General features: G+C 65.4%; 21 protein-coding genes. 5 read left to right on the top strand and 16 right to left on the bottom strand.

Features of this window, described 5'->3' with window-relative positions:
- Positions 1-111: 111 nt before the first annotated feature.
- Complete coding sequence (locus FHT08_RS02255; RefSeq protein ID WP_166774166.1) at positions 112-2,886, top strand: LuxR C-terminal-related transcriptional regulator; 2,775 nt, start codon at positions 112-114, stop codon at positions 2,884-2,886.
- Between the two features lie 344 nt (positions 2,887-3,230).
- On the opposite strand, the gene azu is transcribed toward FHT08_RS02255, so the two are convergent.
- The 6 genes from azu to FHT08_RS02220 form a co-directional block, all read right to left on the bottom strand.
- Positions 3,231-3,680 carry an azurin gene (gene azu, locus FHT08_RS02245; protein ID WP_166774165.1) on the bottom strand — a complete coding sequence of 150 codons (450 nt, stop codon included), beginning with the start codon at positions 3,678-3,680 and terminating at the stop codon, positions 3,231-3,233.
- 91 nt (positions 3,681-3,771) lie between these two features.
- The gene (locus FHT08_RS02240; RefSeq protein WP_104536215.1) at positions 3,772-4,974 is read right to left on the bottom strand and encodes a pyridoxal phosphate-dependent aminotransferase; all 1,203 of its coding nucleotides are present in this window, start codon (positions 4,972-4,974) and stop codon (positions 3,772-3,774) included.
- Between the two features lie 30 nt (positions 4,975-5,004).
- Positions 5,005-5,508 (bottom strand): RidA family protein, encoded by a 504-nt coding sequence (locus FHT08_RS02235; protein WP_039519172.1) that lies wholly within the window; start codon positions 5,506-5,508, stop codon positions 5,005-5,007.
- A gap of 31 nt (positions 5,509-5,539) precedes the next feature.
- The gene (locus tag FHT08_RS02230) at positions 5,540-5,965 is read right to left on the bottom strand and encodes a cytochrome c (protein WP_024938098.1); all 426 of its coding nucleotides are present in this window, start codon (positions 5,963-5,965) and stop codon (positions 5,540-5,542) included.
- Positions 5,962-7,569: a flavin monoamine oxidase family protein gene (locus tag FHT08_RS02225; RefSeq protein WP_166774164.1), complete on the bottom strand. Its 1,608-nt coding sequence runs from the start codon at positions 7,567-7,569 to the stop codon at positions 5,962-5,964. Before FHT08_RS02225 ends, FHT08_RS02230 begins: the two co-directional genes overlap by 4 nt.
- An 87-nt stretch (positions 7,570-7,656) precedes the next feature.
- Positions 7,657-9,939, bottom strand: coding sequence for a TonB-dependent receptor (locus FHT08_RS02220; protein WP_180969623.1), 2,283 nt, complete (start codon positions 9,937-9,939; stop codon positions 7,657-7,659).
- 297 nt (positions 9,940-10,236) lie between these two features.
- Between FHT08_RS02220 and FHT08_RS02215 the strand changes: the two genes are divergently transcribed.
- Entirely contained in the window at positions 10,237-10,854 is a 618-nt protein-coding gene (locus FHT08_RS02215; RefSeq protein ID WP_166774163.1) for an HAD-IA family hydrolase, read from the top strand.
- A 197-nt stretch (positions 10,855-11,051) separates the two neighbouring features.
- Here FHT08_RS02215 and FHT08_RS02210 read toward each other — a convergent pair whose 3' ends face one another.
- Positions 11,052-12,278, bottom strand: coding sequence for an acetylornithine transaminase (locus FHT08_RS02210; protein ID WP_166774753.1), 1,227 nt, complete (start codon positions 12,276-12,278; stop codon positions 11,052-11,054).
- 72 nt (positions 12,279-12,350) lie between these two features.
- Here FHT08_RS02210 and FHT08_RS02205 point away from each other — a divergent pair, with 72 nt between their 5' ends.
- Positions 12,351-13,223 carry an ion transporter gene (locus tag FHT08_RS02205; protein ID WP_166774752.1) on the top strand — a complete coding sequence of 291 codons (873 nt, stop codon included), beginning with the start codon at positions 12,351-12,353 and terminating at the stop codon, positions 13,221-13,223.
- A gap of 497 nt (positions 13,224-13,720) precedes the next feature.
- On the opposite strand, the gene FHT08_RS02200 is transcribed toward FHT08_RS02205, so the two are convergent.
- The 4 genes from FHT08_RS02200 to FHT08_RS02185 all read right to left on the bottom strand — a co-directional run bounded on the left by FHT08_RS02200 (position 13,721) and on the right by FHT08_RS02185 (position 17,574).
- A complete protein-coding gene (locus FHT08_RS02200) occupies positions 13,721-14,662 on the bottom strand; it encodes a YiiG family protein (RefSeq protein WP_166774162.1) in 942 nt (313 codons plus the stop codon).
- Positions 14,663-14,770: 108 nt separating this feature from the next.
- Positions 14,771-15,742 carry a YiiG family protein gene (locus FHT08_RS02195; RefSeq protein ID WP_181126159.1) on the bottom strand — a complete coding sequence of 324 codons (972 nt, stop codon included), beginning with the start codon at positions 15,740-15,742 and terminating at the stop codon, positions 14,771-14,773.
- Between the two features lie 228 nt (positions 15,743-15,970).
- Positions 15,971-16,786, bottom strand: coding sequence for an NAD(P)-dependent oxidoreductase (locus FHT08_RS02190; RefSeq protein WP_166774161.1), 816 nt, complete (start codon positions 16,784-16,786; stop codon positions 15,971-15,973).
- Between the two features lie 128 nt (positions 16,787-16,914).
- Positions 16,915-17,574 (bottom strand): serine/threonine-protein kinase, encoded by a 660-nt coding sequence (locus tag FHT08_RS02185; protein ID WP_104536227.1) that lies wholly within the window; start codon positions 17,572-17,574, stop codon positions 16,915-16,917.
- 158 nt (positions 17,575-17,732) lie between these two features.
- Between FHT08_RS02185 and FHT08_RS02180 the strand changes: the two genes are divergently transcribed.
- Positions 17,733-19,820: a bifunctional DedA family/phosphatase PAP2 family protein gene (locus tag FHT08_RS02180; protein ID WP_166774160.1), complete on the top strand. Its 2,088-nt coding sequence runs from the start codon at positions 17,733-17,735 to the stop codon at positions 19,818-19,820.
- A 338-nt stretch (positions 19,821-20,158) separates the two neighbouring features.
- On the opposite strand, the gene FHT08_RS02175 is transcribed toward FHT08_RS02180, so the two are convergent.
- From FHT08_RS02175 to FHT08_RS02160, 4 genes are all read right to left on the bottom strand, one after another.
- A complete protein-coding gene (locus tag FHT08_RS02175) occupies positions 20,159-21,043 on the bottom strand; it encodes a bestrophin family ion channel (protein ID WP_166774751.1) in 885 nt (294 codons plus the stop codon).
- Positions 21,044-21,183: 140 nt separating this feature from the next.
- Positions 21,184-21,780 (bottom strand): LON peptidase substrate-binding domain-containing protein, encoded by a 597-nt coding sequence (locus tag FHT08_RS02170; protein ID WP_104536230.1) that lies wholly within the window; start codon positions 21,778-21,780, stop codon positions 21,184-21,186.
- Positions 21,777-23,147, bottom strand: a complete 1,371-nt coding sequence (gene mpl / locus FHT08_RS02165) for a UDP-N-acetylmuramate:L-alanyl-gamma-D-glutamyl-meso-diaminopimelate ligase (protein ID WP_208408807.1) — start codon at positions 23,145-23,147, stop codon at positions 21,777-21,779. Before mpl ends, FHT08_RS02170 begins: the two co-directional genes overlap by 4 nt.
- Before the next feature lie 337 nt (positions 23,148-23,484).
- Positions 23,485-24,048: an adenylate kinase gene (locus FHT08_RS02160; RefSeq protein WP_166774158.1), complete on the bottom strand. Its 564-nt coding sequence runs from the start codon at positions 24,046-24,048 to the stop codon at positions 23,485-23,487.
- Positions 24,049-24,205: 157 nt separating this feature from the next.
- On the opposite strand from FHT08_RS02160, the gene FHT08_RS02155 reads away from it, so the two are divergent.
- Complete coding sequence (locus FHT08_RS02155; RefSeq protein WP_104605095.1) at positions 24,206-25,462, top strand: 6-phosphofructokinase; 1,257 nt, start codon at positions 24,206-24,208, stop codon at positions 25,460-25,462.
- 260 nt (positions 25,463-25,722) lie between these two features.
- Here FHT08_RS02155 and FHT08_RS02150 read toward each other — a convergent pair whose 3' ends face one another.
- Positions 25,723-26,247 carry a hypothetical protein gene (locus FHT08_RS02150; protein ID WP_104605097.1) on the bottom strand — a complete coding sequence of 175 codons (525 nt, stop codon included), beginning with the start codon at positions 26,245-26,247 and terminating at the stop codon, positions 25,723-25,725.
- Positions 26,248-26,473 lie beyond the last annotated feature (226 nt).

Raw genomic sequence — 26,473 nt, 5'->3', positions numbered from 1 at the left:
TGCCGTCGTCGCCGGTTACGGTGACGCCATCTGCATCGCCGCTGTTTCATCACGATCTGCAGCGTGTCGAGCCGGCGCGCTGCCGACGCTTGCCAGGGCCGCCCTCGCCTCATGCTCAAGCCTGTTGCGTTGCTCACACCGCGCCCCTCACCGTCGCGCGATTCCGCCCTTCCCGATTGGCTGCTTGCCAGCAAGCTGGAGCCACCGCTGCCGCGTGCCGGTGCGGTGGTGCGCGGCGCCTTGCTGGCGGCGCTGGATCACGCCCAGGCCCGGCCACTCACCCTGCTGCTGGCACCGCCCGGATTCGGCAAGACCACGCTGCTGGCGCAGTGGCATGCGCAGCTGCGCGCGCGCGACCACACCGCCGTGGCCTGGCTGTCGCTGGACGAAGAGGACGCCGATGCCGCGCGCTTCCTCGGCCATCTGGCGCTGGCGATCCAGCACGCAGGTGCGGATCCGGCACTGTGCGCGGCGGTGCTGCACAACCGCGACCAGGATCCGCGCGAAGCGGTGACGGTGCTGATCCGCGCGCTGCGCACGGCGCCCCGGCGCATCAGCGTGATTTTCGACGATTACGACCGGCTCGGCAGCGGCATCGTCGACGAGCTGGTGCTGCGCCTGGTCGAACACGGCGGCGGACGCCTGCACCTGCTGCTGGCCACCCGGCGCGTGCCGGCCCTGCCGCTGGCGCGGCTGGACCTGCAGGCGCAGCTCAGCCGTCTCGGCAGTGCGCAACTGGCGCTGGATGAGCACGAGGCGCAGGCAGTGCTGGGCCCCCGGGTGCCGGCCCCGGTCGTGGACGAACTGCTGCGCTACACCGAAGGCTGGCCGGTGGCGCTGCATCTGGCGCGCCTGTGGCTGGAGGGCGGCGGCGCGCAACGTCAACAGGAGGTGGCCGCGCGTTTCTCCGGCCGCAGCGCGCAGATTGCCGCGTACCTGGCCGAACAGGTGATCAACGATCTGGATGCCGACACGCGCGATCTGCTGTTGCGGACCAGTCCGTTGGAGCGCGTCAACGCAGCGCTGGCCGATGCGGTGCGCCAGCGCGACGACAGCGGCCGGCTGCTGGCGCGGCTGGAACATTTCCACGGCCTGCTGGTGCCCATGGATGGCGAGCGCGAGTGGTTCCGCTATCACCCCTTGTTTGCCGACTTCCTGCAGCAGCTGCTCGATCGCGAACATCCTGGTCAGGCCACGCAACTGCAGCAACGGGCCGCTCGCTGGTTTGGCGATCATCGGCATCTGGCCGAAGCGGTGCGGCACGCATCGCGTGCCGAGTGCGGCGACCTGGCCGCCAGCTACATCGCGCGCGCCGGCACCTGGCAGTTGGTGCTGACCCACGGCACGCACGAGGTGCGCGCATTGCTCCGGCATTTCGAACACCGCACCATCCGCGACACCCCGGCGCTGAATCTCACCCAGGCACACCTGCACGCAAGGCTCGGCGAGTTCAGCCATGCGCGCCTGCTGCTGGAACGCTTCCGCGACTTCCCGGCTGCGCTGCGCGAGCCCTTGCAGCGCGACTACACGGTGGTGGTGGCGCTGTTGCGCGACCGCCTCGACGAAATCTGCGGCAATCCGCACGGCCTGACCCAGATCGCGGCGCAAGCATCCGCGCTGGACGAGGACGATCATCTGGGCCGCGGCATGCTGCTGTGCATCTGCGCCACCACCGCCATTGCACAGGGCGCCTTTGCATTGGCCGAACGCTACGCCCTGAACGCACGCGATGCGATGCAGCGCGGTGGCAGCGAACCAGGCGCAAGCCAGGCGCTGTTGGCGTTGGGCCAGAGCTTTTTCTATCGTGGACAACTCGGCGACGCCGAAGCCTGTTACCGGCAGGCCCTGAACTGGTGCGCCTGTACCCCGCAGCTGGATCGCGTCCTGCAGGCCGCCGGCCAGTGCCTGCTCGCGCAACTGCATTACGAACGCGGCCACCACGACGATGCGGCCGACCTGCTGCATCCGGCGCTGGAATTGCTGGAACAGCACGACGGCGGCATGGACGTGCTGGCCGCCGCCTACGACACCGCGCTAGGGCTGGAGCGTGTACGCGACCGCAGCGGGCGCAGCGCATTGGCACTACTCGAACACGTCGAACAGATAGCGCACGGGCGCAAGCTCACGCGCCTGTCGGAGCTGGCCGCAGCGTGGCGCCTAATGCTGTTGCTGGAACATCCGGGCAATGCCGCCATCGATGTAGTGATCGCACGTACCGGCGGCGAATCCGGATTGGCGCATACGCTGCGATCGCCCCACCGCTGGCGCGATCGCGCGGCGATGGGTTTTGCGCTGGCACGCTGGCATCGGCTGGCCGGACGCAGCAGCGCCGCGCTGACCATCCTGGGCCAGATCGAACAGGCCTGCCTGGCCAGCGACAATCTATGCCATCTCGCGCGCACCCGCGCACGCACCGCCTTGGTGCTGCAGCAACGTGGCGAACTGGTCGCGGCGCTGCCGCATCTGTACAGCGCGCTCGATCATGTCGCACTGACGCAAAGTTGGCAGGCGATCGTCGAACTCGGTCTTCCGGCCAAGGCAATGCTGCGCTCGCTGCGTCAACACGACCCGCATACCGTCGGTGGCACCACCCGCGCACTCACCATCCAGGCCCTGCTCGAACGCCTCAGCGGCGACGAGGACCCGGCCGGCGACATCTTCAGCGAGCGCGAGCTGGAAGTGCTCGCGCAACTGGCACGTGGCTATTCCAACAAACAGATCGCACGCTGCCTGCACCTGTCGGAAAACACCGTCAAGTTCCATTTGAAGAACCTCTATCGCAAGCTCGATGCACGCAGCCGCGAAAGCGCGTTGGCGCAGGCCTTGCAACGCGGGTTGTTGCGCGCAACGGCCACGCCAGGCGGGTCGGAGACGGCGCCGGGTTGACCGCCGGTGCCGGCGCTATGCGCCTGTGGTGATGGCCGAAGGCGTTGGCTCGCACACCAGGGAGCTGGCCTTCCACGCAGAGAATCGGCGGTGCTGGATGGAGCTGACGATTGCCGCCTTCAGCATCCCGCAGATCGCCAGCGACCGCGCCTTCGCGCGTCGATACAACGGGCTTGGCGGCCGGGAGCAGTGGTAAACCCTGCATGCGACAGCAAGCTGGGAGTCTAGCTCGTGATCCAGAAGCTGCCCGGCTACGAGAACAGGTGAGCGTGGCGCGACAGCGCGCCTCCATTCCACCACGTCACTCGCGTAGCCGATAGCACGCACCTGCGGCACGTGACACCTCATCCGAAATGCAGCGTACCCTTCATCATCGCCCAGTGGCCGGGGAACGAGCAGAAGAAGGTGTAGTCGCCGCCCTTGCTCAACTTGCTGGTGGGAAAGCTCACCGTGGTGCTGTCGCCGCCGCCGATCACCTTGGTGTGTGCGATCACGCGCGCGTCGGCCTTGGGCAGATAGCTGTCGGCAATGGTGGAGCGTATGCCGGCATTGGCCACTGCCTGGAAGTCGGCGGACTTGGTCAGCACCCAGTTGTGCCCCATCACCGTGGCGGCCATCTTGCCGGAGTGCTTGAGCGTGAGGTCCACCTGCGTGCAGTCGGGCGCCAGCTTGATCGCGCTCTGGTCGAACTTCATCTGATCGTTGCCGGTGATGGTGACGGCGCAGGTACGCGCCCATGCCGAAGGCGCCAGCAGCACCAGACCAAGCACGGCAAATGTCGAAAACACTTTCAAGGGAACACTCCTGCGTTAAGGGATGCGCGACGCCCAGCGCGCCTGGCCACACCAGCGCGTTCGCATGCGCCGGTGGTGCCAGAGTAACGCCTCATGCGTAACGGAAAAAAGCATCCATCGGATCATGCACAGCGGCCGTAGCGTCCGGCAGCGGCAACGGGCCGCGCTTGCCGGCGATCACCTGCACGAAGGCCTGCTTGAAGCGTGCCATCTCCGCGTCGGTTCCGACGGTGATGCGCGACCAGGTCGGCCATACTGGCCAGCTGCGTCCGATGAACACGCCATGGGTGGCCATGTCGTCCTTGAAGCCGGCGGCCGGGCGCTTCACATCGACCATGAAGCAGTTACTCTCCGAGGCGGTGCAGGCGTAGCCCTGTTTGGCGAGAAACTCCATCACGTCCTTGCGTGTGGCCGAGGTGCGCGCGCGTCGCTGCGGCACCAGTGCGGGATCGCGCAGGCTGGCGAGGCCTGCGGCGGCGGCGGTCACTGGCAGGCTGTTGACGCTGTAGAACATCAGCTTGGCCAGCAGGTCCGGGCGCGCGGCCGCATAGCCGAGGCGAATGCCGGCCATGCCGTAGAGCTTGGAGAAGGTGCGCAACACCACCACGTCCTCGCCCGCGGCGACCATGTCGACCACGCTGCTGGTGCTCTGCGCAAAGTGGATATAGGCCTCGTCCACCACCAGCACGCTGCCCTTGGGCTTGTGCGCCAATGCGTAGTCCAGATCCTTGCGTGCGGTGACCGAGCCGGTGGGATTGTTGGGATTGCAGATGTAGATCACGCCGGGGCTGGCGTCGGCGGCGCACATCGCCTGCACATCGTGCGAAAAGTCCTTGCGCAACGGTACCTTGATCAGTTTTGCGCCATTGCGGGTGGCGGCGCGCCAACCGGATTCATAGGTGGGATCGGCAGTGACCAGCGCGGCGCTGGGCGAGGTGAACGCCAGCATCGTGTAGTCCAGCGGCTCGGTGGAGCCGGCGTAGGCCATCAGGTGATCGACCGGCAGCTTGAGCTCGGCGGCCAGGGTATCCATCAGTTCCCTCTGCACATCGCGCAGGTAGCGTCCGCCTTGCGGTGCGATCTGTGCGATGGCCTTGACCGCGGCCGCCGACGGGCCATCGGGAAACTCGTTGGAGCCGATCATCACCGGCGACAGCGCACTGGCCGGTGTCGGCTCGACGGCGGCGGAACGTTCGGCGGCACTGGCCAGCAGCGGCAGCGCACTCGCACCGGCAGCGCCGGCAAACAGCGCGGAATCGCGCAGAAACATGCGGCGCGAAAGAGCAGTTTTCATGACAACCTCCAGCAGGACGGCACGACGGTTTCAGGGACGAACGGCGACCACTTCGATTTCCACCCGATACAGCGGATTGCCGAGCGCGGCGATCTGGAAGGCCGAGCGTGCCGGCAGGTTGGGCTGCTCCTTGGTGCCGAAGAACTGGCGGTAGCCCTCCATGAACCCGTTGAAATCCATCTTGCCGCCCATGGCCGGATCGCCGACCAGAAACACCTGCATCTTCACCACATCGCCCATCCCCAGGCCGAGCGCTGCGAGTTGCTGCTTGATCTGGTTCAACACGCTCACCGTCTGCGCCTTGGTGTCGCCATAGGCGGCAGCCGAATCCTTGGGCGCACTGGCATCCACCACCGCCGGCACCTTGCCGCTGACATAGACAGTGGCCTTGCCGGCAGGAATTTCCACGGCGGCAGCGATGGGGAAATCGCTGTTGGGAATCTTGTGGCGGATCACCTCGGCGGCGTGCGCAGCGGTGAGACCCGCAGACCACAACAGGGCGGCAGTGAGGACGGCTGTCACTGGACGGGACATGGCAACTCCTTGCATGAGAGAGAAGGGGGAATCAGTGGCGCAGCGATTTGACGTCGTCGACGGTGACGCGCTCGGCGTAATCGTTGCCGAAGTGCGTGCGCACATAACTTGCCACTTCGGCCACCTGGCGGTCGTTGAGCATCTCGCCGAAGCCGGGCATGCCGGCGTGGCCGTCGAGCACCATCATGGTGACGTAGGGTCCGGCGGCCAGCTTGGGATTGCCGGCAAGCGCCGGGTATTCGCCGGCACCTTGCGCGCCGCGCCCGGCCGGCATGTGGCAGCCCTGGCAGATCGCCTGGTAGACATCCTGGCCGGATGCCTTGGCAAAGCCCTGCTGCGGGAACAGCTGGGTGGCATCGGAACTCTGCGCCTGCGCATCGTATACGCCCGGCGGCACCAGCAAGGCAGCCATCGCAACGACGAAGCTGGCCGCGGCCAATCGTGGTAACAGACTCATGCGCGACCTCCTCCGGCCAGCACTTTGCGATGCAGACGGCCGACGACATCGTGCGCGGACAAGATCGCGCCCTCCTGCCAGGCCGGAATATAGGAGACGTGTTCACCGGCCAGCGCCAGGCGCCCGTCGATCTGGCACAGCGGCGTGTAGTGCTCGGCACGCGCCTGCTCGCTCCACATGCCGAAACAGCCATGCGTGAACGGCACACGGTGCCAGCCGACCGAAATGCCGTTCTCGAACTCGCGTGGATACTGCGGATGCAGCTGCGTGCCGTATTCGACCGCCTTGCGCACACGCTGCTCCGGGGGCATCGAGGTGAACTGGTAGGCGTCCAGTCCCCACACGTAGGCACCGAGCAGCACGCCCTTGCCGGGGCTGTGATAGTTGGTGCTGGGATAGCTGATCAAGGTGATTGGCAGATCGGTATAGCTGATGCCGCCGTAGATGGCCTCGTCCTCTTCCCAGAAGCGGCGCTTGAACTGCAGGCCCACCTTCACCGATGCCGCGTACGGCACCTGGCCGATCGCGGTGGTCATCGCGTCGCCGGCGGTGACCGGAATACGACTGAGCACCGACAGCGGAATCGTGCAGATGCACCAATCGGCGCTGGCGATGCGTTCTTCGCCGCCGTGCGCGGCATCCTGCCAGGACACACGCACGCCGTTGCCGTCCTGATCGATCCTGGTGACCTTGGCGTTGTAGGTGATCGCATCGCCAAGCTGCTTCGCGAACGCCTTGCCGATCTGGTCCATGCCGCCCACCGGCTGGAACATGGTGGTCTGCATCTCGTAGTTGTTGCCGGCCGCCAACGTGGTCCACAGACGCGAGCGCAACACGTCCTCCACGCTGAAGGGATCGGAGAACTCCGGCTTGCCCGACAGGCCGCCGCCGGGATACCGCGCAAAGCCGCGCCGCTCGCTGCTGTCCTTGCCTTTGACGTAGCCGAACTTGTGGTCGAGCGCGCCCCAGGTCCGCAAGGACTCCAACAGCACCTCCTGGTCTTCACGGCTCACGCTCTGGTCCAGCGCCTGCTGCTGCGTGCACTTGGCCAGCAGCTCGGACACGTGGCCCTTGTAATCGGCATCGATGGCGCGGAAGCGCTGCGGTTTGCCGCCAAAGCCTTGCTGGCTGTGCAACAGCGCGTTGTAGTTGACCTGGTTGAATGCCTCCAGGGCCACACCGAATTGCTTGCAGTAACTCAGCACCGCCTTGTGGTGATGCGGAATGCGCCACGGCCCCGGATTGAGGTACAGCCCGTCGTCGAACCGGCAATGCTGGGTCGCCCCGCCGAGTTCGGTGTAACGGTCGCCGCCGCGCAGCGTCCAGTTACGCCCACCGGGGCGGTCGTTGTATTCCAGCACCTGCACGCGGTACCCCGCCTTGCGCAGTTCGAAGGCCGCAGCCATGCCGGCCAGCCCTGCCCCCAGAATCAGCACCGAGGCGCCTTTCGGGTCGCCGTCCAGTTGCAGCGGCCCTTTGAAATTTGATTCGGCGGCCATGCCCAGGCTGCTCATCGCCTGGTACATCATCGCGCCGCCAGCGGTCATGCCGATGCGCGCCAGCAGTTGCCGCCGCGTCATCGCCCCAGAATGATTGCCTTGCATCAACGCGTAGTCCTTGCATGTCATGGAACGAGTGCGACTGACAAAACGCATGACGCGGCCGGCAGTGACGCCGGCCGCATCACCGCCTCAGAACTTGTAGGACAGACTGGCGAACAGCTGGCGCGGTGCGATCAACTGGTACGAGCCGGAACTTTCGTTCGGGAACACCGCACCGATCGCATCGTCCTTGTCGAACAGGTTGTAGACCGACAACTGCAGCCGCCCACCGGCCAGGAACCCGGCATCCTCGCCTTGATAGCCGATGCTGCCGTTGACGATGAAGGTGGCATCCACCTGGTCGGTATTGAGCGTGTCGCCGTAGCGCTTGCCGGTGTATTTGGTGTCGAGGTTGGCGAAGAAATGCTCGCCCTCCCAACCGCCGTTGAGGCTGAACATCACCTTGGGCGAGTCCGGCACTTCGTTGCCTTCCACCTGCACCAGGTTGCCGCTGACCGGGCCGAAATAGTTGTCCTGGAACTCGGATTTGTTCCAGGTCAGCGACGCTCCCAGCCGCCAGCCCGGTGCCGGCTTCCACATGCCGGACACTTCCGCACCATAGGTCTGCACGTCGCCGACGTTGGCGTAGATCGTGGGTGCGACCACCAATGGGTCCGGGTCGGTCAGCGCGATGATGCGGTTCTCGTAATCGATCTTGTAGGCAGCGACGTAGCCGCTCCACTGGCTGGATTCGGCGCGGATGCCGATATCGATATTGGTCGATTCCTCCGGCGCGATATCCGGATTGAATGCGCCCGAGGTCAACGCCAGCCGCGGCGCCGAGCTGAAGTTCTCCGCGTAGTTGGCGAATACCTGCACGCCGTCGGCGAGCTGGAAGCTGGCGCCGACCTGCGGCTGGAACCAGTCGCTGTTCTTGATGGTGACATCGCGGCGCACGCCGACATTGAAGTCATCGAGATTGGCGATGCCGTTGTAATCGCGTTTGACATCCAGCCCCTTGGCGCCGAACTCCATGGTGAGCCGGTCATCGAGCAAACGCAGCGTGTCCTTGATGTAGAGCTGCTTCACCTCGGTGGAGAAGTGGTTGTCGTAGTAGATGACGATCGGCAGCGAGCCCTTGAGCAGTGCGCCGGTGGCCGGGTCCAGGTTGTACAGCGGGCGCACCTGGTCGAAGTCGTAGTTCTCGTACCACGCACCGACTTCGAGCTTGTTGTGCTCGGTCTCCCACGACACCGCGGTGGTCACGCCGTAGCGATCGCCGCCCATGATTTCCTCGCGCCGCGTCATCGCACCGACGCGGGTGACATTGCCGTTGGCATCGACGATCTGCGGGTCGTTGATGGCGATGTCGGTGCGCCCTGGCGTACCGGCGATGGCATCGTTGTACAGGCCAGTGGCCGTGCTCGGCGGCGTGCCGCCGACGCCGTAACCATGCTTGTTCTCGTAGTAGCCGGTGAAGGTGAAACCGATCGCATCGTTGAACAGGAAATCGCCGTGCAGGCTGAGCAGCGAGTCGCGGCGGCCGTTCTGCCATTCGCTGTAATGCTCGGCATCCACTTCCGGATTGCCGGTGATGCGTTCGTGCAGATCCCACGCCACCGAGCCGTCGGAGTTGTACGACTGCACGTCGTAGTCCTTGCGGTTGTTGTAGATCCAGCCCAGGGTCAGGTGGCCCACGTCCCAGGCCTGGCGGATCTTGGCTTCGAAGTGATCGCTCTTCTGCGTGGCCGGTTCCATGTCCCACACCCCGCCCTGCGTGCGCGAGGCAGACAGATAGGCGCTGGGGCCGCCTTCCCACCAGTCCGGCGTATCCAGCCGCACGAAGCTGCGTACCAGATCGTCCGAGCCGATGGTCTGGGTGAGATTGCCGCTCCAGCTGTCGCCGCCCTTCGGGGGCAGGCTGGTGTAGCGGATCGCACCGCCAAGTGCGTGGTACGAAGGCTGGGTGACATCGCCGGAACCGGCCGACACGGTGACGTCGAGCAGGTTCTCGCTGGACACGTAGCGGGTGATCGGGCCGCCTTCGCGGGTGTCGAAGGTTTCGATCGGAATGCCGTCCAGGGTCACGCCGATCTGGTTGGCGGAAAAGCCGCGGATGGTCATCGAGTCGCCGAACTCGTACAGCCCGAACGGATCGGTGGTCTGCACATTCACGCCGGGCAGGCTCGCCAGCAACTGCTGCGGTGCCACGCCGGGCACCTGGGCCTGGATCTCGGCAACGGAGATGGAAGCCGTGGTGCGCGTGGAGCCGGTACCGACCACGCTGACCGCGTCCAGCGTGCGCGCTTCCTGTGCCAGGACGGGCAGGCTGTGTGCGCCAGCCAGCACCAAGGTCATCGAAGCCAGCGTGCGACCACGCGTGGCAGTGGTGAGAATGGCGGCGACCGACGCCGCCAGTTGATCGGTGTTCAAGCGCTTGCGCATGCAATCGACCCCCTGGATGGTGTGACGTGCTGAGTGACCGGGCCCGCTCCCCAAGACCGGCTGACACCGCGGATGCGGCATGCATCGACCATACCCAGCACAGTTCCACCGCAAGCGCCGCGCGGAGGGTAGGGGCGGCGCGGGTGGGTAGGTTGCTGCCGAATTCAACGATCTGAATGGGTACCATCCCTACCCACCTGCGTGGATCCGGACATACCAGGTCTTGCACGCTTGCCATCCCGTGGTGAATCGACAACGCTGCCCCGCCACATTCCGAGTGCACCCATGCCGCCTGCAGCACCGTCCCTGTTACTGCTCGATTTCGACGGCGTGCTGGCCAGCTACTCGCGGCCGCGCCGTGTGGCGGCGCTTGCCAATGCGGCGGCGCGCACGCCGCAACATGTGCAAAAGGTGTTGTTCGAGCAGGGCCTGGAGCGCGCCTACGACGCCGGGGTGATCGACACGCCCGCCTATCTGGCCCAGCTCAGCGACGGCCTTGGCTGCGCGATCGATCGCGCCACCTGGATCGCCGCACGCGTGGCGGCATGCCGCGCCGACCCGGCAGTGCTGACGCAGGTGCTGGCGGTGGCGGCAACCACCGCGGTGGCGGTGCTCACCAACAACGGGCCATTGATGGCGGAAGCGATTGAGCGGATCGTGCCGCCGCTGTTTCCGCTATTGCAGGGCCGCGTGCTGTGCAGCGGCGCGCTCGGCGGCCGCAAGCCCGATGTGCAGGTGTATCAGCGCGCGCTTGCACAACTGGATGCTAGTGCTGCGCGCACGTTGTTTGTCGACGATCTATTCGTCAACGTCCGCGGCGCGCGTGCCGCCGGTCTGCATGCGGACACGGTGCGCGATGCGCGGGCGTTGCGGCGGGTGTTGAAACGGTATGGGCTGGGGTGAAGGGCCGGGATTGGGGATTGGGGATTGGGGATTGGGAATCGTTGAGCATCACGAAAGACTGATCACCCTCAAGGGTGACGCAAGACGCTGCTCGCAGCGTTGAACGCGTCGAAGAAACGCAACGACCCGCGCCGCTTACCCCACCGCGCTTACCGTCGCGGCACCCGCCACGACGGTGCAGAACGCGCAGGACTCCATCACTTCTGCGCCACGTACTCGGCAATGGCCAGGTGCAGGCGTTCCAACCCATCGGCCAGCTCGGCATCGGTCAGATTCAGTGCCGGCACGAAGCGCAACACATCCGGCCCGGCCTGCAGCAACAGCAGGCCATGCTTGGCGGCAAAATCCAGGATCGCCCCGGCCTGCCCGGCATGCGCCGGCGCCAGCACTGCGCCCAGCATCAGGCCACGCCCGCGGATCTGGGCGAACAGGCCGAACTCGGTGTTGAGCGCCTCCAGGCCGGCGCGCAGCGCCGCCGACTGACGCGCTACGTTCTCGGCGATCTGCGGCGAGGCCAGCTTGCGCAGTGCCACGCGCGCCACCGCCGCGGCCAGCGGGTTGCCGCCGAAGGTGGTGCCGTGCGCGCCGAACTGCATGGTTTCGGCCACCTTGGGGCCGGCCAGCATCGCGCCGATCGGGAAACCGCCACCCAGCGCCTTGGCCAGCGTCACGATGTCCGGCGTCACCTGCTCCTGCCAATGCGCGAACAGCGTGCCGGTACGGCCCATCCCGCACTGGATCTCGTCCAGCACCAGCAGCGCATCGTGCTGGTCGCACAACGCACGCACGCGGCTCAGGAAGCCCGGCGCCGCCGGCATCACCCCGCCCTCGCCCTGGATCGGCTCGACCATCACCGCGGCCACATCGCCCGCGGCCATGGCCGCTTCCAGCGCAGCGACATCGTTGAAGTCCACATAGCGAAACCCGCCGGGCAGCGGCTCGTAGCCTTCCTGATACTTGGGCTGCGCGGTGGCGGTGACCGCCGCCAGGGTGCGCCCATGGAAGCTGCCGCGGAAGGTCACGATCACGCGCTTGTCGGCCGGGCGGCCCTGACTGCTGGCCCACTTGCGCACCAGCTTGATCGCCGCTTCGTTGGCCTCGGTACCCGAATTGCACAGGAACACCTTGTGCGCGAAGCGCGAGGCGGTGACCAGCTCTTCGGCCAGCTTCAGCGGCGGTGCGCTGAAGAACACATTGCTGGTGTGCCACAGCTTGCCGGCCTGCTCGGTCAGCGCGGCCATCAGATCCGGATCGTTGTGGCCCAGCCCGCTGACCGCGATGCCGGCAGACAGGTCCACATACTCACGGCCCTGATCGTCCCACACGCGACTGCCCTGACCACGCTCCAGCACCACCTGACGCGGGCGGTACACCGGCAGGTAGTAATGCGCGAGGGACAGGGGCGAATCGGCAGCGGTGCTCATGATGGTGGGTCGCAGAAGCGGAGGGAGAACGCGCATTCTCGCGCATTCGCCGGCCTGCGGCACAATGCACGGATGCGCCCCTTCTCCGATCCTCAGCTCACTCCTGCCACCGACCACGGCTGGCGCCGGCAATGGTTCGACATCATCTACCGGCACGACACCCGTCCGTCGCGCAATTTCGACCTGATGCTGGTGGTGGCGATCCTCACCAGCGTGGTGGTGATCATGATCGACAGCGTGCCGCGCATCCATTCGCATTCGGCGCACTGGCTGGTGCCGCTGGAATGGGCGTTCACGGCACTGTTCACCATCGAATACGCGTTGCGCCTGGCGGTGGTGCGGCGCCCGCTGCATTACGCACTCAGCGTATGGGGCGTGATCGACCTGTTCTCGATTCTGCCCAGCTATCTGTCGTTCTTCGTGCCCGGTGCGCAGACGCTGCTGGTGGTACGCGTGCTGCGCATCCTGCGCCTGTTCCGCATCCTCAAGCTCACCCGCTACATCGAAGAAAGCGGGCAACTGGTGGACGCGCTGTGGCGCAGCAGGCGCAAGGTGCTGGTGTTCCTGTTCAGCGTGCTCACCATCACCGTGATCGCCGGCGCCACCATGTATGTGATCGAAGGACCGCAACACGGGTTCACCAGCATCCCGACCAGCATGTACTGGGCCATCGTGACCATGGCCACCGTGGGGTTTGGCGACCTGGTGCCGCAGACTACGCTGGGCCGCTTCATTACCTCGGCGCTGATCCTGATCGGCTACAGCATCATCGCCGTCCCCACCGGCATCTATACCGCCGAACTGGCCAGCACGCTGCGCGAAGGTGGCCACACCGGCAAGCGCGATGCGCGCAATTGTCCACGTTGCGGACTGGAAGGCCACGCGCCCGACGCACGCTATTGCCGCCAGTGTGCCGAGCCGCTGCCGGAGATCTCCAACGGCTGACGCGCCGATCTGCGAGTTTGCTGCAGGGCCCTTGCCCGCCCACCATCGCAGGACACGCCGCAAGTACGTCCTTGTAGGCTCTGGCGCGGCATCCATGCCGCTCAAGGTCCCGCGACGGTGGACGGGCAAGGACCATCGAAGATGGCCGGTGTGCATGTTGCAAGCAGGTAATAAGGTGCGTTGCTTGTGTAGTGGCCTGCTCACTTACTTGTCCAAGGCAAGCCGAGCAATGAGCAGGCTTTCAATGAAGCAACCTGGAATCTCTCTGATGCGGTGTCTGTGCCGGTTGCGGGACCCTTGGCGGCATGGATGCCGCAAAAGCGCCTCTACGGACGGATTCACGACGTGTCCCGCAAGCGGTGAGGGCATCGCGCTCTCGACCGACTCTGCATGGAAGCATCCAACGGCGCTGAAGTTCTAGATCGCAGCGTCTTCGAAGCTTGCACAATCGCCTGCGCGATGTGCTTACACAACGCGACAGAGATGCGTGCACAACATCAATGCGACATCCGGTTGCTCATGTCGATCAGATCGTTGTAGCTGGCCAGCACGGCGTGGCGGGTGCCACCCGGCGGCATCGAACCGCTTTCCAGCAGCATCTGCTCGCTCTTGTTCAATGGTGTCTTGGTGCGGATACGCTCGACCAGGCGCCCCGACTCGCGCGCAAGCTTGTCGGCGGAACGTTCCATGTGGCCCCACATCGCATCGCCCTGGCCGACCTTGGCCTTCTGCGCCTCTTCCAGAATGCTTTGGTAGCGCGTGAGCTGGGCCTGCGCTGCGGCAAGATCCGGCGTGTCGCTGTCGAGCACCTGCACCAGCTGCTTGCCTTCGCCGATGATCTTCAAGTGATACCAGGAGGCGCTGCGGCCTTCTTCTTTTTCGATCGCATCGATCTGCGCCTGGCGACGCGTGTCTTCGTTATGTTCAAGCGCGGTATTCATGGCTTGGCCGGCTTCGAAGAACGCGTGATAGGCCTGCATCAGCGGTGCGTGCAGCGCCTTCATGCCGTTGCCGTCGTCGCGCAGATAATCCTCGCGGTCGTAGTAGCGCACCGCCTCGCCGATACGCTCGTTGAGCGTGGTGAAACGTTCCTGATAGGTCTTTGCCACCGGGTCGAGCTCGGGGCTGGCGGGCGTTTGCGCCAAGGCCGCGGTCATCGGCGCGCCGCATTCGTCCACGTGATGCGACAGTACCGTGCCCGGTGCATGGATACCGCTTTCCTTGCCGGTCGGACCAGCCTCGGGGTCCTGCATCCACTCGATGTATTGCTGATAGCTCTCATGGATCGGCTGCTCGACGCCGTTGAAGCACGTGATGTAGGCATTGATCTTGTCGGCGCCTTCCACTGCGGCGGCGGGCGCGTCTTTCTGGCAGCCGGCAAGCAGCGCGGCGAAAGCCATCGCCGCGGTGAGCGGCGCATAACGAAGTCGATGGGTCATTTCAGGTTCCGTTGATGGGTTGGAGAAGGTGGCGCCGCAACGTGCGGCCGAATGACATCTGGCGCAGCCGGTCACCGGCACGCGCGCGATGGTTGAGGACAGCGGTGATTACTCACGATTGCTTTCGGACACCAGCGCGTTGTAGGTGTTGAGCAGCTTGCGCGACGAGCCTTCGGGCGCCAGCGAAGAGCTATTCAACCAGCCCTGTTCCATCTTGCTATAGGGCGTTTTTTCGATCACGCGTTTCACCCGCGCCTTGGCTTGTCTGCGGAAAGTTTCCGCAGCGGTTTCGAAGCTGTTCCAGGTCAGCCTGCCTGGCTCCTGATCGGCCACCGTGGCATGTGCCTCATCGGAGAGACGGTTGAAGCCGTCCAGCAAAGCGTTGACCCGCGGCACGTCGAACTGATCTTCTTCCAGCGCATCGGCGATCTTCTTGGCGTCGAGCATCATCGCCAGCCGGTAGTACTCGCGCGTGCGGCCCTCGCCCTGCTCCAGCAGCTTGAGTTTTTCGCGTTGCGCCGCGTCGTTTTGCATGTCCAGTTCGGCACTGAAGGCAGTACTGGCATCGGCATAGTTTGCCAGCGCCTCCATCAGCTCCGGGTGCAGCTGTTTACCCTTGGCGAACTGGTCGTCTTCGTAGTCCTGACGCGTGTAGTAATCGGCCACCGCGTGACTGATCGGCTGCAGTGCCTTCAATGCCGCGCGATAGTCGCGTGCCGCCTTGTCCAATGCAGGCAGCGATGGTTTCGCCGCGGCGGCCGCGCTGATCGGCGCATAGCACTGCCTCATGTCGTCGTGGTCGATATCGTACGGACCGGTCATGCCGGACTCGCGACCGGTCGGGCCGGCGAACGGGTCCTGCATCCAGCCGGTGTAGTACCTGGCGCCGGCGTGCACCTTCGCGTTGACGCGGTTGAAGCAGTCGATGTAGGCGCCGAGCTTGGTGTTGAGGCCCTGCAAGGAATCCAGCTGTCCTTCAGTCGTTTTGCTATCGGCACCGGTTGCAGGCTGCAGCGGCTTTCCGCCGCAGCCGGCTGCCAGGACGGACACCGAAGCTGCCATAACAAGCACACGAAACATCGAAAACACGCGCGATACATTCCCTGTTGGAAACGTTTTCAGCCGCGTACGATAGCAAACCCTACTGTGAACCTTTTGTGCTTACTGCAGGGCGGGCGTGACGTGGTTGAGCTTCTGGGCCGCGGCCGATGGGCAGCCATCCCCTTACGCCGAAAACGCTGCAACTGCGCACGCTGATCCGGGGTGCCCCTCCTGTCCGGCCGGCGCGCGGTGCGATGTTGGCCACGCTCAGTCGAGAAACAGATCCGGCAACAACGCACGCGACGGGTCGACCGCATAGCCGCTCAGGTCGGTGATGCCGGCCTGGGCCAGCACCTGGTCGTCGATCAGGAACTGGCCATGAAATCCGGCCGCCTGGCGCGTCAGCACCGCATGTGCCGCGTCGGCCATGATCTCCGGCCTGCGACACGCGGCCGCATCCACGCCATCGATCATGTTGATCGCATCGGTGGCGATGACGGTGCGCGGCCACAGCGCATTGATCGCCACGCCCTGCGGGCCGAACTCGGCTGCCAGCCCCAGGGTCACCAGGCTCATGCCCATCTTCGCCAGCGTGTAGCCGGTATGCGCGCCCCACCACGCCGGGTTCAAGGACGGTGGCGGAGCCAGCGTGAGGATGTGTGGATTGGGCGCCTGCAGCAGATGCGGCAGGCACGCTTGTGCGCACAGAAAACTGCCCCGCGCGTTGACTTGCTGCATCAGGTCGAAGCGCTTCATCGGGGTGTCCAACGCACCACGCAACCAGATCGCACTGGCGTTGTTGACCAGGATATCGATGCCGCCAAATGCATCGATCGTCGCGGCAACGGCCGCACGCACCTGGTCTTCGTCGCGGATATCGCACCTGAGCGCCAGCGCCTGCCCACCGGCCGCGGTCACCGCCGCGGCCGCGCTATGGATGGTGCCGGGCAACTTGGGATTGGCCACTGCCGATTTGGCCGCGATCGCCACATTGGCCCCATCCCGCGCCGCCCGCAACGCAATCGCCAGCCCGATCCCGCGCGAGGCACCGGTGATGAAGAGGGTTTTGCCTTTCAAGGTCATGGGATTGGGGAATCGAGAATGGGGAATCGCAAAAGCTTAGCGCCTTGAATGTTCAGCAGCCTATGAACGATCAGCCGCCGCGATGCGCACTACCGATTCCCTACTCCCGATTCCTGATTCCCCGCCCCTCAAGGCTTCGGCCCCTGCCCCTCGTTGTCTTCCCAATGCAGCACGCGGCGGGTCACGAAGCGGTAGACCGGCTTGCCGGTGGCGAACCACAGCTTGCGGACCCAGGAGGTGCGCTTGAGCACGCGGCGTTCCACCGGGGTGATCGCGGCCGGGCAATACATGCGCTTGTGCTTGAGCAGGTGACGCAGGTCTTCGCGTGCAAGCAGACGCATCCAGGGCGCTCGGGGATGGCCGCGTACCGCCAGCTGGAAATCGATGACCGCCGGGCAGCCGTCGTCCTGCACCAGCCAGTTGGCTTCCTTGGCCAGATCGTTGTGCGCCACCCCGCGGCGGTGCAGCTGCTGCAACAACTTGCGCGCGCTGCGGAAGTAGGCCAGATCGCCGCGCGGCGGGCGCTGATACATCGCATCGCCGGCCAGGTAGCTGCGATCCAGATGGCGTCCGTCCCAGCGCAACAGACGCGGCGTCCGCGCCAGGCCGTCCAGCTGGCGCAGGGCCAATGCCTCGCGCCGCGCCAGCCACCAGGCCACGCCGCGCAGCAGCCACGGCGCCACGCTCAGGTCGCGCCGCACAAACAGGCGGTCGGCGTCGCGAATCAACAGGATGCGCCCGAAGGTATCGGACTTCAGCGGCAGATTGCCGGCAGGATCGTCACTCATCCCCCATTGTAGGCGGGGCGCCTGCATCGCTACAGCACGCGCTGCCAGCACGCCACGCACCGGTGCTGCGTCGTCCGCTCGCAACCTCAGGTGAAGCGGACAGGCCGATGTGAGGACGGCGCAAGTCACCCGTCGCCATGCCCACCTATAATCGCGGGATGAATTCATGGATCGACGCCACGCTGGAGTGGATCGGACACCACCCCACCCTGGCTGGCGTGGCGATCTTTGCCATCGCATTTTGCGATGCGGTGATCGTACTCGGTGCCATCGTGCCGGCGCTGCCGTTGCTGTTCGCCATCGGTGTGCTGATCGGGTTGGGTCAGATCAACGGGCCGTACGCGGTGGCCTGCGCCACCCTGGGCGCCTTCGTCGGCGATGCGCTGAGTTTTTGGGTCGGCCATCGTTGGGGCCACCAGTTGCACACCTATTGGCCGTTTCGCCGCTACCCGCAGCTACTGGAGCGTGGCGAGCTGCTGTTTCGGCGCAATGCGTTCAAGAGCATCCTGATCGCGCGCTACGTGGGCGCGGTGCGGCCGTTCGTGCCGGCCATCGCCGGCATGGCGCACATGCCGTTCAAGCGCTATCTGGTCGCCAGCGGCCTGGCCTGCATCTCGTGGGCGCTGCTGTTCCTGGTGCCCGGCTGGGTGCTGGGCACTGCCTACGACGCGGTGGCCGCGGTCGCCGGCCGTCTGTTCGTGGTGGTCACCTTGCTGGCCGCAGTGATCGGCCTGGCCTGGGCGATGGTGCTGTACTCGTACCGCTGGTCGGCCGGCCATCTGGATGCCTTGCTGGCGCGGCTGCTGGAGTGGTCGCATCGACATCCGGTGCTGGGCAACTGGTCGGTGAGCGTGTTCGACCCGCGCCGTCGCGAGTCGGTACCGCTGGCGATGATGGCGCTGATGCTGTTGCTGCTGGGCTGGGGCTGGTTCGTGTTGCTGATGGTGGTGCTGGCGCATGGCGAGCCGCTGCGCGTGGACCTGGCCGTGCACGATCTGATGCTGGCGCTGCGCAATCCGCTGGCCGACTACCCGATGGTGGCGCTGGCGTCGCTGGGCGACTGGCAGGTGCTGCTGCCGGCGATCGCGGCGGCGATGGGCTACCTGGCCTGGCGGCGCCGCTGGATGGCAGTGACGCACTGGGTGATCGCGCTGGCCTTCGGCCTTGCGTTGACACAGTTGCTGGGTGCCACCGTGCAGGTGGTACGCCCGCCGGCAGCCAGCAGCGGCTTCGGGTTTCCGTCGGTGGCGGTCACCATGGCCACGATCGGCTTTGGTTTCTTCGCGCTGCTGATCGCGCGCGAGCTGCCGGGCCGGCGCCGGGTGTGGCCGTATCTGGTCAGTGGTGCGATCGTGTCGCTGATCGGCTTTGCGCGCCTGTATCTGGGCGCGCACTGGCTCAGCGACGTGGTCGGCGGCATGCTGTTCGGCATCTTCTGGCTGCTGGTGCTGGGCATCGCCTACCGCCGTCGTGCCACCCGCGCGTTCTGGGTCAAGCCGGTCTCGTGGATCTTCTACGGCGTGTTCCTGACCTGCGCGGTCGTGTTCGCGCCGCGCGATCTGCATGCCAAGCTGGCCAAGTTCGAACCGCCGCCGCCGTCACTGATGGAATTGCCTGCCAACGACTGGTGGAATGGCCAGTGGCGCCTGCTGCCCGCACGCCGCAACGAATTCGACGACGACCAGCGCTGGCCGCTGGACGTGCAACTGGCCGGCCCGCTGGCACCGCTGCAGCGTCAGCTAGAAGCACGCGGTTGGCGGGTGCAACCGCAGGCTGGCTGGGAACAGGCGCTGCATCTGCTCGATGTCAGCGGCCGCCCGGACGAGGTACCAATCCTGCCGGCCACGCTAGACACGCAGGTGGAAGCCCTGCTGATGGTGCGTCACGCTGCGCCCGGCCATGTGCATGTGTTGCGCCTGTGGCCAGCGGCCGCACGCCTGCAGCCCGGCGCGCAGCCGTTGTGGGTGGGCAGCACGCAGACGCTGCGCTACAGCCGGCACTTCAGCCTGATCGGCCTGTGGTATCCGCTGCGTGGGGTCGACCCGGCACTGAGTGCATTGCGCCAGGCACTGGACCCGTTGCCGTATCGCCTGGAACAGCGTCGACGCTCGCAGGTACCGGTGATCCTGATCGACAGCACGGCGGGAAATGCGATGCAGCAGGAGGACAAAGACAACGCTGCACCGCAGACGGAAACCACGGCATCCAATCCGGCTGCATCGGGTCCATCACGACAGCGCCGTTGATCGATCGGGCAATAGCGATCGGTCAACGAACGCGTAGTCCTGTAGATAAGACCTGCTAATAAAACTTCTTGAACGCTGTATCGATGGCGGCAACGTGGTCGCACCGCTTGGATGCAGCCGAATGTTCAGGTCACCAGCCTGGTTAGTCGAGCGCGCGGCGCCCTCACCGCTGGCGGGACACGCCATGCATCCGTCTGTGGAGGCTCGGTGGCAGCATCCCGCGACGGCTCTACAACCGACGCATCCGCACCGTTCGATCACCTCTCAAGGTGATCGAGAGCTTGCGCTTCAGCGCCGTTTGGATACGCACAAGCCGCATTGGTGCAGGCGCGAAGCACTCACCACAACACGCCATCCACCGGCTGCGTCGGCTCCGGCGCCCGTTCGCCGATCGCCTGCAGCACATCGATTTCCACCGTGCGGCACATGCTGTCCAGCGGCAGGTCGTGGATGGTATTGGCGAACGGGTCGACCAACTCGTCGCCGATCTTGAGCACCGCCAGGAACATCAGGCCGGCCACGGTCGACCCCACAGGCGTTGCGTACTGCAGCGTTTCCACCAGGCCGATCGGCAGCAAGACGCAGAACAGCCGCGTAAACAGGTTCGGATAGAAGCGGTACTGATATGGCAATGGGGTATTTTTCAGCCGTTCCATGCCGCCCTGTGCGTTGGCGATATCCACCAGGATGCGCTCGACACTGGCTTGCTGGATGCTGTCGATCCAGCCATCGCGACGCGCCTGTTCGATGTTGCGCCCGGTGATGTCGAGCAGGCCATTGGCGACATTGGTGCGCGTGATCACCGCAGCCACTTCGTCGGCATGCAGACGCGGCTCCAGCGCCATCGCCACCGGAAGCCGACGTAGCTGGCACCGCAACGCATTGACATAGGCGATCTGGCGCAGCGCAATGGTGCGTCCCAGCGCTGCCGCTTCCGGCGCGGACAGGATGCTGACGCTCAGGCGCACCAGATTGCGCGATGCATTGATCATCTGGCCCCACAGCACACGCCCTTCCCACCAGCGTTGGTAGGTCGAGTTGGCGCGAAAGCCCAGGAACAACGCCAAAGCCGAACCGAAGATGGTCAACGGCAACGCGGGCGCGCGGAACGGCAGCACGTAGTAGATGATCGTGATCAATACGTCCCATACGAACAAGACCGCCAGGGTTCGCCAGACCTGACTGAACACATCCGCCACACGCGGTTTGACATCGATGATCAAGGCACACCCCATGGAGCGATAACGAATGACGCCGATGCACACATCCACTGCATGGATGCCATCGTGAGCGCACTCAAGCGTGGCGAGTGTGCCGTTGCGAGGGTGCAAGCGCGGTGATGGGTCGCGCTTGTCTTACCGCGTCACGGCATCCAGGCGAGCAACTGGTCCAGACGCCGATGCGGATCGTCCTGCTGCAACAGCGACAGACGCTGCTGTTCGGTCAACGGCAGCAGCTCGGCCAGCCGCCAGCCTACCCATGCCGCCTGGTCCAGCAGCTGCGGCCCGGCAGAGGCGAATTCGCCGCCGACCTGTTCGAGCATGCGCTCGAGCACGGTTGCCAGCAGGCCATGCTCGGGCCGCAGTTCATCGTCGCTGTCGGGCTCGCACCAACTTACCTCGCCGACCACCAGCCCGTTGTCGCGGATGCGCGAGCGCTGCACACGAAAGCGACGCGTGCCGCGCAGGCGCAACACCAGCACGCCATCGGCACCGACATCGAAATCCTCGATACGCACTTCGGTGCCGAACGCAGCCGGTGTCGCCGGCACGCCGACTTCAGTGCCATCCAGGATCAGGCACACGCCGAAGCTGCTACCGGTGCGGCCGCTCTCGCGCACCAGATCCAGATAGCGGCGCTCGAACACGCGCAAACCGATTGCCGCACCCGGCAACAACACGCTGTGCAGCGGAAACAGCGGCAAGGCGCTGGTGTCGGCGGTGCTTGTGAGGTCGGTCATGGGGCCAATTGCGCCAGGAAGCGACGCGGCGCGCCATCGAAACCGCCATTGGACATGAACACCACATGGTCGCCCGGTTGCGCGATCTCGCCCAGCGTCTGCAGCAATGCCTCCACGTCATGCGCCACATGCGCTTCACCGCGCACCTGCGCGATGATCGGTGCGGCATCCCAGGCCAACTCGGGCCGATGCAGAAACACCACCGCATCGGCATCGCGCAACGACGGCGCCAATGCCTGCGCATGCGCGCCCAGCCGCATCGAATTGCTGCGCGGCTCCATCGCCACCAGTACGCGCGCCGCGCCGACCTTCGCACGCAAGCCTTGCAAGGTGGTCGCAATCGCGGTGGGGTGATGGGCAAAGTCGTCGTACACGGTGATGTCGCGTGCCTGCCCCAACAGCTCCAACCGCCGTTTGACGCTTTGAAAGCGCGCCAGCGCCGGCATTACCGTCGCCGGATCCACGCCCACCGCATGCACGGCCGCCAGTGCCGCCAATCCATTGAGCACGTTGTGCCGACCGACCAGCGGCCACTGCACCTGGCCGATCTCCACCCCATGCCGCAACACCGCGAACGCGCTGCCGTCGGCGGCGATCAAGCGCGCGCTCCAGTCGAGGGAGGCATCGAAACCGAAGCGCTCCACCGGCGTCCAGCAGCCCATCGCCAGCACCTCGGCCAGGCGCGCATCCTCGCCGTTGACGATCAGCCGCCCGCGCGCCGGCACCGTGCGCACCAGATGATGGAACTGGCGCTGGATCGCGGCCACGTCCGGAAAGATGTCGGCGTGGTCGTACTCGAGGTTGTTGAGGATCGCCACCAGCGGCCGGTAGTGCACGAACTTGCTGCGCTTGTCGAAGAACGCGGTGTCGTATTCGTCTGCTTCCACCACGAATTCGCGTCCCTGGCCCAGCCGCGCAGACACGCCGAAGTCTTCGGCCACGCCACCGATCAGAAAACCCGGCGCGCGCCCGGCGGCTTCCAGCAGGTAGCTCAGGATGGTGGTGGTGGTGGTCTTGCCATGCGTGCCGGCGACAGCCAGAGTGTCGCGGCCCGGCAGCACCTGCTCGGCCAGCCACTGCGCACCGGAGGTATAGCGACGCCCGGCATCGAGCACCGCTTCCACCGCCGGGTTGCCGCGCGATAAGGCATTGCCGATGACGACATCGCTGGCATCTGCCGAGATATTGGACGGCGCGTAGCCTTGTGCCAGCGCGATGCCGAGGGTTTCCAGTTGGGTGGACATCGGCGGATAGATGGCCTGGTCGCTGCCCTCTACCTGCCAGCCCAGCTCGCGCGCAAGGGCGGCGACACCGCCCATGAAGGTCCCGGCGATGCCGAGGATGTGGAGTTTGGTCATGGAGCGCATTGTCGCCGATCGCCGGAGGTGCGGGCCATTCCGCTCACTGCCGAGCGCGGTATCGGCAAGCCCCTGCCACATCGTCATAAATGTCCCGATGTGCGAACTGCGTCACCTTCATCACCATGCTGAACGCCAGTCGCGACCCCTTTAGTCCTACTCCCCCGACAGGCCAAACTTCCCAGGCAACTCATGCTGTGGAGCGCTGAGCAAGCTCGTTACCGGCGTTGTTCTGCCCCGGTCGTCCCATACGCCAGGGGCGTCTGTTTTTGCAACGTCGCGCGAGCCGCACCAGCTGCCAGCGCGCGGCTCGGCGGACCGGGCACACTGCCCGGCCCCAACCGACTCAGCGACCGAGCGCGGTGCCGATACGCTCCAGCACTTCATCCAGCGAGCCCACGCCGTCCACGCGTGCCAGCTTGCCGCGCTGTTCGTAGAAACCGATTACCGGCGCCGTGGAGTCGGTATAGACCTGCAGGCGCTTGCGCACCGACTCGGGATTGTCGTCCTCGCGGCCCTCGGCCTTGGCGCGGCCGGCAATACGCTCGACCAGCAACTCGCTGGCCACGTCCAGCTGCACCACTGCATCCAGCGGCTGGCCGATCTTGCCGAGCAGGTCATCCAGCGCATTGGCCTGCGCCACGTTGCGCGGATAGCCGTCGAGGATGAAACCGTTGGCGACATCGGCCTGACCGAGCCGCGCCTCCAGCATGCCAAGCAGAATCTCATCGGAGACCAGATCACCGCGTGCCATCACTTCCTTGGCCTTCAGGCCAAGCGGTGAGCCGGCGGCCACTTCGGCGCGCAGCAGATCGCCGGTGGAAATATGCGGGATCTCAAACTTGTCTTTGAGACGTGTCGCCTGGGTGCCCTTGCCCGAACCGGGCGGTCCCAACAGAACCAATCGCATCAGTGGACTCCACTTTCGAATAAAAACGCGTTGCGGTAGGCGGCGTTAGACTCAGGTCTTCGCCAGCGCTGACCGTATGGTCCTGCAGCTTACCGCATCCGGGGAATGTCCCGGCACTGTCCCCTGCGCCATGTCCCGTGTGAGGAGTCCGCCCCCTATGTCTACTGGCAACTTGTTATATGCCCAATCCGGCGGCGTCACTGCCGTCATCAACGCCACCGCCGCCGGGGTGATCACCGAGGCGCGCGCGCGCAGGATCAAGGTACTGGCCGCACGCAACGGCATCCTGGGCGCATTGCGCGAGGAGCTGATCGATACCTCGAAGGAGTCTGCCGCCGCGATCGCCGCACTGGCGCAGACCCCCGGTGGCGCGTTCGGCTCGTGCCGCTACAAGCTCAAATCGCTGGAGGAAGACAACGCCAAATACGAGCGCCTGCTCGATGTGCTGCGTGCGCACGACGTGCGCTGGTTCCTCTACAACGGCGGCAACGACTCGGCCGACACCGCCTGGAAGGTCTCGCAGCTGGCCAAGGCCTATGGCTACCCGCTGCACTGTATCGGCGTGCCCAAGACCATCGACAATGATCTGGCGGTGACCGATACCTGCCCCGGCTTCGGCTCTGCGGCCAAATACACCGCGGTGTCGGTGCGCGAGGCCGCTCTGGATGTCGCCGCCATGGCCGACACCTCGACCAAGGTCTTCATTTACGAGGCGATGGGCCGCCACGCCGGCTGGCTCGCCGCCGCCGCAGGCCTGGCCGGCCAGGGCCCGGACGATGCGCCGCAGATCATCCTGCTGCCCGAGCGTGCCTACGACCAGGCCCGGTTTCTGGCCAAGGTCAAGCAGGTGGTGGAAAAGGTCGGCTGGTGCGTGGTCGTGGCCAGCGAAGGCATCCAGGACGCAGACGGCAGCTTCGTCGCCGATGCCGGCGGCGCGACCGATTCGTTCGGCCATGCGCAACTGGGCGGCGTTGCATCGTTTCTCGCTGCGCAGGTCAAGCAGGAACTCGGCTACAAGGTGCACTGGACGCTGCCCGATTACCTGCAGCGTTCCGCACGCCACCTCGCATCCGGGACCGATTGGGAACAGGCGCAGGCCGTCGGCAAGGCCGCGGTGCAGTACGCACTCAAGGGCATGAACGCGGTGATCCCGGTGATCGAACGCGTCAGCGACGTGCCGTACCGTTGGAAGATCGTGCCGGCCCCGCTGCACAAGGTGGCCAATCACGAAAAGAAGATGCCGCCCAGCTTCCTGCGCAAGGACGGCTTCGGCATCACCGAACGCGCCCGTCGCTATTTCGCCCCGTTGATCAAGGGCCAGGCCCCACTGGCCTACGGCAGCGATGGCCTGCCGAAATATGTGACGTTGAAGAATGCGGCAGTGGCGAAGAAATTGCCGAAGTGGGAGGGATAAACGTCGGCGTGGGCGATCGGAAGGGGTGGTGGACACTGCAAAACCATACACCCGCTCGCACATCTGTCTCAGTGCTCATGCACCGCGACACGGGATGCGGGCCATCGATACAGCGCTTACCGTCGTGGTCCAGGTGTTTGACGACGCTGATTGACGGATACGCCGCTGCGACGATGCATGCGTTTTATGAAGCGTCATGCAAACAACCCCGGCCTGGCCGGGGTTTGTTGTCAATAGAGTGACTGACGCGAACGCCCGGGTTACCGACAGGCCTTGCCTTCCACCGTCATCTGCGCAGCGAACATCGGCACCTGCGGGATCTTTCCGGCGGCAGCCTGTTGCTTTGCATCTTCCAGGTAGATGCGCGATTGGCCTTGGCCATCGAGCTGCGGCTTGGCATCCACCGGCTTGCGCCAGACGCGCACCACTGCCTGCTGCGCAGGGCAGGCAGCGCTGGGGACGCGGATCACGTCGTTGAAGATCCAGCCCGACGCGACACTGGGGGTGGCCTTGGCGAAATCCACGAAGCGCGCGCGCGGTTGACAGGTGGGACTGCTGCGTACAATCGACAACGTATACGGCTGCGCAGCATTGCCGGTGAACACGCCTTCCAGGCGCGCACAGGCTTCGGGGATCTGGCGCAGGGTGTGCACGGCGCCGACCGCTTGGGCGGTGCCGGCTGGGCGTTGTTTCAGTTCCGGTGTCGGTTCGGCAGCGAGCGCATGGGCGCTGAGCAGTACTGCAGCGATCGTCACGGCATATTTTGACGCGGCATGGTTCGACATAGTCACTCCTGGATCGGCTCGATCACGTTGGCCGCAGGCTGTCATGCCGCGACTGAACGACGCGCCAAAGCCGCGGTGCTGGCAGCGGCGCCAGCGCCGGCGCATACTCGCCCGCAATCCGGCCACCCGAACATCGCGACGCGCATTACGGCTGCCATGGCCGTCGAGTCCGTATTCGCCACTCCACTCGCTGCGTGCATCGCCCTTGGTTCGTCCCGACCGGACG

The sequence above is a fragment of the Xanthomonas sp. CFBP 8151 genome (assembly GCF_011761885.1).
Classification (GTDB): domain Bacteria; phylum Pseudomonadota; class Gammaproteobacteria; order Xanthomonadales; family Xanthomonadaceae; genus Xanthomonas; species Xanthomonas arboricola_B.
Note: the sequence above shows the minus strand (reverse complement) of the source record. Positions and strands in the feature narration are given on the sequence as shown.